The organism is Chelatococcus sp. GCM10030263, assembly GCF_042666455.1.
Lineage (GTDB): Bacteria > Pseudomonadota > Alphaproteobacteria > Rhizobiales > Beijerinckiaceae > Chelatococcus.
Window position 1 is genome coordinate 429,491 of record NZ_JBHTDB010000005.1, and the last position, 8,465, is coordinate 437,955.

At 64.0% G+C, this 8,465-nt stretch carries 11 protein-coding genes; 5 read left to right on the forward strand and 6 right to left on the reverse strand.

The genetic code is table 11. The annotated features are described in order from the left end of the window. Positions 1-32: 32 nt before the first annotated feature. From ACFQU1_RS12295 to ACFQU1_RS12305, 3 genes are all read right to left on the reverse strand, one after another. Positions 33-1,103, reverse strand: a complete 1,071-nt coding sequence (locus ACFQU1_RS12295; RefSeq protein ID WP_378132849.1) for an ABC transporter substrate-binding protein — start codon at positions 1,101-1,103, stop codon at positions 33-35. Positions 1,104-1,164: 61 nt separating this feature from the next. Further along, complete coding sequence (locus ACFQU1_RS12300) at positions 1,165-2,262, reverse strand: mandelate racemase/muconate lactonizing enzyme family protein (RefSeq protein WP_378132851.1); 1,098 nt, start codon at positions 2,260-2,262, stop codon at positions 1,165-1,167. A gap of 2 nt (positions 2,263-2,264) precedes the next feature. Next, the gene (locus tag ACFQU1_RS12305) at positions 2,265-3,368 is read right to left on the reverse strand and encodes an isocitrate/isopropylmalate dehydrogenase family protein (RefSeq protein WP_378132853.1); all 1,104 of its coding nucleotides are present in this window, start codon (positions 3,366-3,368) and stop codon (positions 2,265-2,267) included. 655 nt (positions 3,369-4,023) lie between these two features. On the opposite strand from ACFQU1_RS12305, the gene ACFQU1_RS12310 reads away from it, so the two are divergent. Beyond that, on the forward strand, positions 4,024-4,290 hold the full coding sequence (locus tag ACFQU1_RS12310; RefSeq protein ID WP_378132855.1) for a hypothetical protein: 267 nt from the start codon (positions 4,024-4,026) through the stop codon (positions 4,288-4,290). 337 nt (positions 4,291-4,627) lie between these two features. On the opposite strand, the gene ACFQU1_RS12315 is transcribed toward ACFQU1_RS12310, so the two are convergent. From ACFQU1_RS12315 to ACFQU1_RS12325, 3 genes are all read right to left on the reverse strand, one after another. Next, on the reverse strand, positions 4,628-5,020 hold the full coding sequence (locus ACFQU1_RS12315) for a hypothetical protein (protein WP_378132857.1): 393 nt from the start codon (positions 5,018-5,020) through the stop codon (positions 4,628-4,630). A 73-nt stretch (positions 5,021-5,093) separates the two neighbouring features. Further along, a complete protein-coding gene (gene groL / locus ACFQU1_RS12320; RefSeq protein WP_378132859.1) occupies positions 5,094-6,728 on the reverse strand; it encodes a chaperonin GroEL in 1,635 nt (544 codons plus the stop codon). Positions 6,729-6,778: 50 nt separating this feature from the next. Next, entirely contained in the window at positions 6,779-7,096 is a 318-nt protein-coding gene (locus ACFQU1_RS12325) for a co-chaperone GroES (protein ID WP_378132861.1), read from the reverse strand. 370 nt (positions 7,097-7,466) lie between these two features. Here ACFQU1_RS12325 and ACFQU1_RS12330 point away from each other — a divergent pair, with 370 nt between their 5' ends. Genes ACFQU1_RS12330 through ACFQU1_RS12345 form a run of 4 tightly spaced genes read left to right on the forward strand, consistent with a single transcriptional unit; the run spans position 7,467 to position 8,446 of the window. Next, positions 7,467-7,727, forward strand: a complete 261-nt coding sequence (locus tag ACFQU1_RS12330; RefSeq protein ID WP_378132863.1) for a hypothetical protein — start codon at positions 7,467-7,469, stop codon at positions 7,725-7,727. Then, positions 7,724-8,047, forward strand: coding sequence for a hypothetical protein (locus tag ACFQU1_RS12335; RefSeq protein ID WP_378132865.1), 324 nt, complete (start codon positions 7,724-7,726; stop codon positions 8,045-8,047). The genes ACFQU1_RS12330 and ACFQU1_RS12335 overlap by 4 nt, the downstream gene beginning before the upstream one ends. Beyond that, complete coding sequence (locus tag ACFQU1_RS12340; RefSeq protein ID WP_378132867.1) at positions 8,040-8,168, forward strand: hypothetical protein; 129 nt, start codon at positions 8,040-8,042, stop codon at positions 8,166-8,168. The genes ACFQU1_RS12335 and ACFQU1_RS12340 overlap by 8 nt, the downstream gene beginning before the upstream one ends. After that, positions 8,165-8,446, forward strand: a complete 282-nt coding sequence (locus ACFQU1_RS12345) for a DUF1488 domain-containing protein (protein ID WP_378132869.1) — start codon at positions 8,165-8,167, stop codon at positions 8,444-8,446. The genes ACFQU1_RS12340 and ACFQU1_RS12345 overlap by 4 nt, the downstream gene beginning before the upstream one ends. Positions 8,447-8,465: the final 19 nt, after the last annotated feature.

The following is an 8,465-nucleotide window of genomic DNA, read 5'->3' on the forward strand; positions in this document are numbered from 1 at the left end:
ATAGTGGCCGCTATCCCGTATTCCCCGCCGGCTCAGGAAATGCCCATCGCCGATTTCCACATCTCGATCACCATATCGCGGTCGCGCAGGGTATCGGCCGGGCCGGCGGCCATGAGCTTGATCGATTTGCGCGCCGGGAAGCCCGTGGGCGCGATCTCGTCGGTGCTCGACGGGTAGGTGCCGTTGGCGGCCATGATCTCGGCGCCGTCGCGGCTCATCACGAAATCGATGAATAACGCCCCGGCGCGCGGATGCGGGGCGTCCTTCGGCACGGCCATGGCGCCGACTTGCATCATGCTGCCGCTGGTCGGCAGGATGAAGGCGGCCGGCGCGCCCTGTTCGCGCATGCGCTTGAAAAAGGCCATGTGCATGGTGACGGTGAGCGGTCGCTCGCCGGAGGTCATCTTGGCGACCTGCACCCCGGTGTTGGGCGCGATCTCGGTGCCGAGCCGCTTCCACGCGTCGAGGATGGCCTGCGTCTTCTCCTTGCCGAGCCCCTGGTAAAGGCCGATCAGCACGCAGAGCGCCGTGCCCGAGTTGCGCGGGTCGGAGGAGATGATGAGGTCCTTCCACTCGTCGCCGAACTTGGTGAAGTCTTCCCAGTCCTTCGGCAGGGGAAGGTCCTTGGTCGCGTCACTGTTGTAGATGATCGGGGTCAGCATGCGCTGGGTGATGACGTAGCCGGTATCGGACACGGCATCCTTGGGATAGCCCGCAGTGGTGTCGAGATCGCCGAATACGCCCTCGCGGTAGCCGAAGAGCAGCGTGTCGTCATTGGCGCAGAGCACATCCGCCACCATGCGGCCGGCGCTCTTCTCCGACATCATGCGATTGTAGCTCTGCCAGCCGCCGCCCGGCACCGAGGTCACCTTGATGTCGGGATACTTCTTCTTGAAGCCCTCGACGAGCTGCGGGACCATGCTGGAGTCGCCATAGACGGCGACCTGGCCTTCTTTCTTGGCTTCCTCGATCAGCTTGGGCTGGTCGGCGAGCGCCGGGCGGAGCAGGGCGCCCCCGGCGGAGGCGAGGACCGAGCCCGAAACCAGGGTGTTGAAGCCACGACGCGTCCAGCCGCGCGACTTGCCGTTGTCGAAAGACGTCATTTTCGTTCCTCCCATATGACTATTTTGCCGACCCCCGTCTTCGCGGCTGCCGGTTACGCTTTCAGGCTGCAAATCGTCGAATGGCCTCCTCGTCCAGCGCGAGACCGAGACCCGGGCCGCTCGGAGCGACAATCCGGCCGTTCTCGATTGTCGGCATGGCCTGGAGAATGCGCTCCGAACGCGGCACGTATTCGGCCAGATGGCCGTTGGGTATGGCCGCCACGAGATGCACATGCACCTCGGGAATGACATGGCCGCACACCCGCACGTCGTGCGCCTGCGCGAGGCTTGCGACATGGCGCCAGGGGGTTATGCCGCCGATCCGGGCGAGATCTATGATGATGATGCCGGCACCACGCGCGCTGATGAGCTGCTCGTATTCCGCCAAGGTGTAGAGGTGCTCGCCAGTCGCGATCGGCACTTCGAGCAGGCCGGTCATACGCCGCAGGCCGGCGAGGTTGCGATGGTTGATCGGGTCTTCCAACCAGTGGATGCCCGCATCCTGAAGCGCGCGGCCGCGGTCGAGCGCGGTATTGACGTCCCAGGTCTCGGTGGCGTCGACCATGATGAGCATGTCGTCGCCCACCGCCTCGCGCACGGCTTTCACCCGGCCGACTTCGCCGGCCGCGGTGCGCTCGTTGCCGATGCGCAGCTTCAGCGCCGAAAACCCGGCGTCCCGGTGCCGGCGTGCCGACTGCGCCAGTTCGTCGAGCGACAGCGAATACCACAGGCCGTCCGAGGCATAGGTCGGCACGCGGTCGCGATAGCCGCCGAGCAGACGGTGGAGCGGCTGCCCAGCCACCTTGCCCATGGCGTCCCACATGGCAATGTCGAGCGGGGCGATGGCGTAGCTGACCATGCCGCCCGGCCCGATCCACTCCGCCGCCCGGTCGAGCTTGGCCCAGGCCTTCTCCGGCTCGAACACGTCCATGCCGACGAGCAACTGGCCAAGCTCGCGCGTGGCATCGGCGAGGGGGCGCATGAGCGAGTCGTTGAGGAGCACGACATAGCCGAACCCCTCGACGCCGTCGGTCGTGCGGATCCGCGCCAGAACGTGCCAATAGGCGGTGATCTTTTTGCCCGCGGCGAAGTAGGGCGTGTCGAGCGGGACCCGCAAAAGATCCACCCGCACATCGGCGATCTCCGTAGCGAGGGGCATCGCTAGGCGACCTCCACCGAAGCGCGCAGCTCACCGATAACCGCGGCGGTTACGTCCTTTGTGAGCGCGGCGCCGCCGATATCCCTCGTCCTCACCCCGCCGGCCAACGCCCGCGACACGGCCGCCTCGATCCGGTTGCCGGTCGCCGTCAGCGAGGCGTCGCCATGGCGTTCGGCCAACCAGTGCAGCATCATCGCGCCGGCGAGGATGGTGCCGTAGGGGTTGGCGATGCCCTGGCCGGCGATGGTCGGCGCGGAGCCGTGTGCCGCCTGGAAGAAGCCATGATGATCGCCGAGCTCGGCCGTAGGCGACATGCCCATGCCGCCGACCGTGACCGCGCCGAGGTCGGAGATGATGTCGCCGAACAGGTTCTCGGTGACGATCACATTGTAGAAGTCCGGCCGCTCGACGAGATGCACGGTCATCGCGTCGACATAGGAATAGTCCTTCTCGACGTCCGGATACTGCTCCCCAACCTCGTCGAAGACGCGACGGAAGAAGGCGAAGCTGCGGAGCACGTTCGCCTTGTCGCAGCAGGTCACGCGCTTCTTGCCGTCGCGCGGGGCGCCGTTGCTCTTGCGGGCGATCTCGAAGGCGGAGCGGCAGACCCGCTCGATGCCCTTGCGCGTGACGATCAGCATGTCGACCGCCATCTCCTCGCGCACCACGGCGCCGGCCCCGCGGCTCGCATACATGCCTTCGCTGTCTTCGCGGATGATGGTGTAGTCGATCTCGCCGACTTCGCGGCCGCGCAGCCGGGAGACGATGCCCTCGCGCAGCTTGATCGGGCGAACATTGGCGTAGAGGTCGAGCTGGGTGCGCAGGCCGAGGCCGATGTCGACGCCCGCTTCCGTGCCGTCCGGATGAACGACGCCCGGCAGGCCGGCCGCGCCGTGCAGGATCGCGTCGGCTTTACGGCAGGCCTCCATGGTCGCCTTCGGGGCGCCATCGCCGGTCTTGAGGAAGTGTTCGGCGCCGGCCGGGTATTCCGTGAATGCGAGGAGCTTGCTGTTGCCGATCGCCGCCTGGATCACGTCGATGGCCGACTGACAGACCTCCGGCCCGATGCCGTCGCCGTGGATCACCGCGATCTCATAGGTTTGCATGCACGTCTCCTCGACCTTTCTGCTGTGTTGTTCTTGCCTTCACTTCCGCCCGCTCCGGGCGAGGTGGAAGGCCGTTTCGGCGCCGCGCATGACGGCCCTGCTGCGAGGGACCTCTGCAGTGCCTCTCATTCCGTGGTCCGCGCCTGTGTGCTGGGATGATCGGCGACCGCCCGCACGGCGAACGCGATGTCGGGCGCCGCGGAAGCTCTGCCGCGGCGACGGATGCATCCGGTCGGGCGGTGGCGGATGGTCAGCACGTCCTCTCCCAGTCGACGCCGCATTTCGAAGTGACGCGGGCTATCGTCGCTTTAGTATTATGATATGAAATTTGGAAGTCAACTTCGTTTGGTTTCCTTCAGATTGCGGCCACGCAGGACCTCGACAACGCTGGCGGTTGCGGGCTTCCGACGTGATGTGCGTATTGCGCATGGCGCGGCGGGCGATGGTCGTGGTCTCGCTGATCACGCGGTCAGGAAGCCGCGGCAACGGCACCAGCTCACAGCTGACGTGGAACCCGCGCCAAGGCGGCAAGGATCATCCGCACTGACGATGAAAGGGCAGCCTACGGCGGAGGCTCCCGGAAGGCAGGGCAGGTGCCGGCTGGCCCGCCGGAAGGGCGCAGGAGCCCGCGCTGAGCAGCGGGCCGAGCCGGGCGATGCGCAGCAACGGCGCGACCCTGGCTTCAAGCGTGTTCGTCATCTGGCCGGGCTTGCGGCTGCCATCTTCGGCGGAGCGTGGGCTCCGCTATCGCTTGGTTCTGATCGCTCTGTGCAGGGCTCTCGATCAGCAGAACGATGCAGCCGATGAGAAGGGCCATGCCGGCGAGAAGCGGCGGAACGAAGGCTTCCCTCACCGCCGTGACAAACGCAATCAGGATGATCACGAACAGCGCCAGGCCGCATGGCGAGGCAGCGAGCGATGATAACGCGCTGCTGCAGCTCGTTTTGTATTCGGAAGATTGTCTGAAGTGACACTACAGCCTAATGACAGCCGACGGATGTTCGATGTGCGGCGCATCGCCTCCAGCTGCTCGCAGCTGGTCCAGTCTGTCCAAAAAATGGCTGTGTAATACTGCGTTTCGGGATCTGCGATGCCGGATTGGTTACTTCCGCGGGAAGTGCTGCGGTTCACATGCGTTGCCGACAGGAATCCCGGGACGAAGGCCGAAGGAGACATCGCGAGTTGCTCTCATACCGTGTCGCCGGACGGAGAGAAGGCACGCGAAACCGCTGGGAGCGCCAGCGGTTCCGGAAGGGGCCTTATACGCCGAGAGCGGTCGCGCAGCCTTGAACGCCGAGCCTGTCGGCGGAGGTCTGTCCAGGCATCGTCGCCCAGCCGCCGGTTTCTACGAACTGACGCTGCTTGTAACTGTCGCTAATCGCCTTGAACTCGACACGCTTAGCGTCCGCATCCGAGGCAGCGTTGAAGCGCTCGACACAAATCGCGGATGCCAATTCTCCGCGAGCGACGTCGCCCGCAGTCGCTGCCGCGGTGCGGGACGTGCCGCCCGTCACCCAGCCGCCCCAGTTGAATCCGATGATCATCGTGAGGGCTGCTGTTGCAATGCAGGCCCATATGAGGACCGTCTTGGTGGGATTGTAGTTCTCGAAGCGTTGCGTGAACGAGTTATTGCCGCTGTTCTGCGTGGCCATTGGAATTTCCCCTGTCGTTGCTGGTCGGGTTCTGCCGCTCGGCCTTGGTGGCCGAGCGGTTCAGGCACTGTTCTCAGTAGCCCATTCCGCCCATGCCGCCGTTGCCGGCTGGCGGGGCAGGGTCCTTTGCCGGGATGTCGGCGATCATCGCCTCGGCGGTGATCAGGAGCGCCGCGATCGAGCCGGCATCCTGGAGAGCGGTCCGCACGACCTTGGCCGGATCGACGATGCCAGCCTTGATCATGTCGACGTAGGTTTCCGTCTGCGCATCGAAGCCCTGATTGTGGTCCTTGCCGTCGGTGAGCTTTCCCACGACGATCGAGCCTTCGACGCCTGCGTTCTCGACGATTTGCCGGATCGGCGCTTCGAGCGCCCGGCGCACGATCGAGACGCCAGCCTTCACGTCGGCATTTTCGCTGGCCAGCGACGCGAGGACAGCCCTGGCGCGCAGCAGCGCCACGCCGCCACCCGGCACGATGCCCTCCTCGACGGCGGCTCGGGTCGCGTTGAGCGCGTCGTCGATGCGGTCCTTCCTCTCCTTGACCTCGGTCTCGGTCACGCCGCCGACGCGGATGACTGCGACGCCGCCGGCGAGCTTCGCCAGCCGCTCTTGCAGCTTTTCCTTGTCGTAGTCGGACGTGGTTTCCTCGATCTGTGCCTTGATTTGCCGGATACGCTCCTGGATGGCCGCTTTCTCGCCGGAGCCGTCGACGATCGTTGTCGTCTCCTTGTCGATCAGCACACGCTTTGCCCGCCCGAGCATGTCGATCGTGACGTTCTCGATCTTGATGCCGAGATCTTCTGCGATCAACTCACCGGCGGTCAGCACCGCGATGTCTTCCAGCATGGCCTTGCGGCGATCGCCGAAGCCCGGCGCCTTGACGGCCGCGACCTTGAGGCCGCCGCGCAGCTTGTTGACGACGAGCGTGGCGAGCGCCTCGCCCTCCACGTCCTCGGAAATGATCAGCAGGGGCCTGCCGGTCTGCACGACCGCCTCGAGGATGGGCAGCATGGCCTGCAGACTGCCGAGCTTCTTCTCGTGGAGAAGGATATAGGGATCATCCAGCTCGACGCGCATCTTCTCGGCATTGGTGACGAAATAGGGCGACAGATAGCCCCGGTCGAACTGCATTCCTTCGACCACATCGAGCTCGGTTTCGGCGGTCCTGGCTTCCTCGACGGTGATGACACCCTCGTTGCCGACCTTGTCCATCGCCTTGGCGATCATCTCGCCGATCGCGGTGTCGCCATTGGCCGCAATTGTGCCGACCTGCGCAATCTCGCCGGAAGACTTGACCTTCCGGGCGCGGGCCTGGATTTCCTTGACCACGGCGGCGACGCCGAGATCGATGCCGCGCTTGAGGTCCATCGGGTTCATGCCGGCGGCGACGAGCTTGGCGCCCTCGCGCAAGATCGACGCGGCAAGCACCGTCGCGGTGGTGGTTCCGTCGCCGGCGAGGTCGTTCGTCTTCGACGCCACCTCCCGCACCATCTGCGCGCCCATATTCTCGAACTTGTCTTCAAGCTCGATTTCCTTGGCGACGGTGACGCCGTCCTTGGTGATGCGTGGAGCGCCGAAGGACTTCTCGATGATCACATTGCGGCCCTTGGGGCCGAGCGTCACCTTGACGGCGTTGTTGAGCAGCTCCACGCCGCGCAGCATGCGATCGCGGGCATCGGTGGAGAATTTGATTTCCTTGGCAGACATGATGTTCGTCCAGTTCGGTCTTGAGTTTTGGAGGGTCGGAGATCGGCCGGTCAGGCGGCTTTTTTGCCAGCCGCTTCGGTTTTCTCGACGATGCCCATGATGTCGGCCTCGTTCATGATCAGCAGGTCTTCACCGCCGATCTTGACTTCTGTGCCGGACCACTTGCCGAACAGGATCCTATCGCCCGCTTTGACGTCGAGCGGGACCAGTTTGCCGCCTTCGTCGCGAGAGCCGGGGCCGACGGCGATGACTTCGCCTTCCTGCGGCTTTTCCTTAGCCGTGTCGGGAATGATGATCCCGCCCTTGGATTTCACATCGCTTTCCGCGCGTCGGATAACGACGCGGTCGTGCAGTGGACGGAATTTCATTGGGCTCTTTCTGCGGCCGGCGCATAAGGCGACCGCACTGTTCACATAGCATGTTTGGCACTCGAATAATAGGAGTGCCAATAATATTTCTCGGACGGCCCGAAAAAATGGAAATCTTCGCCCGGCTATTTTGACGGAGTGAGCCCATTAAGCGCGAATTATTTCGCTTTGTACGGCTCTCGCCGCACCAACGGCAATATTGAGGTTCAAATCCCCAATAAAATGAGACCTATGCCTTGTGTGAAAATCATTCGAAGCACATGTGTATGACACGTCGATTTGGCCGGTTTGGCTTTCGCGGGTCCAGCGCGTGCTGGGCGTGCGACCTGCCATTCACGGCCTCTGCGTGTTCCTGCGGAGATCCGCCGCCATGACCAGTCGCACCACGCAGACCGTCGCCTGCTTTTCCCATCCCTTCCTGCTGCCCGGCTTCGATGGGCCGCAACCAACCGGAAACTACCGCGTCGATTACGACGAAGAGTCGATCGACAGCGCCTCCAGGCTTGTCTGGCGACGTGTCGGCGCTTTCATTTTCCTGCCGGCGATCGGCGCGCGGGGCACGATGCAACAGATGGTGCCGATCAATCTCGCCGACCTCGACGCTGCACTCGAAAAGGACCAGCAATCATGAACGCTCCAGCCATCCCGCAACGCAATGCCAGTTCGATCCAACGCGATGAGGGAACGCAGGTCGATGCGACAACGCATCTTTTCGCGGTGGGGCAGCTCGTTCGGCTGAAGGCCGGGTTCATGACGTCCGCCGTCAAGTCCGCGGACATTTATCGCATCATCGCCAAGCTCCCGCCGAAGGGAAATTCGCCGCAATACCGCATCCGCAACGATGACGAACGTCATGAGCGGATGACGACACAAGACAATCTCGAGCCGGTGAGCATGGTGCAATCGGACGACGGCGCAACGCTCACCGAAATGACCTCGGACAATGGCTGAGGAAGAAAAGCGCGGCAACCGCGAGATCGGAACGCCGAAGCAGGAAACGCCGCCACTGAAAGCCCAGCGCGCGGCCCCTGTGCAAGCCCGTTTACCTGAAACCATCGTGTGGCAGTCATGACGCTGGCCTTTCCGAACCCGAGCCGTAGCTTCGACAGATCAAGGAATGCCGTCCGCTTCAGCGGCTATGACGGCATGTTCGAAGTGCCATTCTTCGTCGAGGCCGGCGTGCTCGCCCGGTCGGGAGCCGGAGCGGGGCCGGATCAGACGGATCAGTCCGAAGCGGACTACCTGAGCGCCTTCGACGCGCGGCGAAGCGCGATCCACGATGTCGCGCGCAAAGCCTACTCCAACGGTCGTCGTACCAACTATATGCTGACGGCCTCCGATTTCCGATGAGGGCAGGCGGCCGTCGCCT

Coding starts and splice junctions, on each gene's coding strand:
- ACFQU1_RS12295 (WP_378132849.1), bottom strand. CDS start 1,103: ATGACGTCTTTCGACAACGGCAAGTCGCGCGGCTGGACGCGTCGTGGC.
- ACFQU1_RS12300 (WP_378132851.1), bottom strand. CDS start 2,262: ATGCCCCTCGCTACGGAGATCGCCGATGTGCGGGTGGATCTTTTGCGG.
- ACFQU1_RS12305 (WP_378132853.1), bottom strand. CDS start 3,368: ATGCAAACCTATGAGATCGCGGTGATCCACGGCGACGGCATCGGGCCG.
- ACFQU1_RS12310 (WP_378132855.1), top strand. CDS start 4,024: ATGCGCAGCAACGGCGCGACCCTGGCTTCAAGCGTGTTCGTCATCTGG.
- ACFQU1_RS12315 (WP_378132857.1), bottom strand. CDS start 5,020: ATGGCCACGCAGAACAGCGGCAATAACTCGTTCACGCAACGCTTCGAG.
- groL (WP_378132859.1), bottom strand. CDS start 6,728: ATGTCTGCCAAGGAAATCAAATTCTCCACCGATGCCCGCGATCGCATG.
- ACFQU1_RS12325 (WP_378132861.1), bottom strand. CDS start 7,096: ATGAAATTCCGTCCACTGCACGACCGCGTCGTTATCCGACGCGCGGAA.
- ACFQU1_RS12330 (WP_378132863.1), top strand. CDS start 7,467: ATGACCAGTCGCACCACGCAGACCGTCGCCTGCTTTTCCCATCCCTTC.
- ACFQU1_RS12335 (WP_378132865.1), top strand. CDS start 7,724: ATGAACGCTCCAGCCATCCCGCAACGCAATGCCAGTTCGATCCAACGC.
- ACFQU1_RS12340 (WP_378132867.1), top strand. CDS start 8,040: ATGGCTGAGGAAGAAAAGCGCGGCAACCGCGAGATCGGAACGCCGAAG.
- ACFQU1_RS12345 (WP_378132869.1), top strand. CDS start 8,165: ATGACGCTGGCCTTTCCGAACCCGAGCCGTAGCTTCGACAGATCAAGG.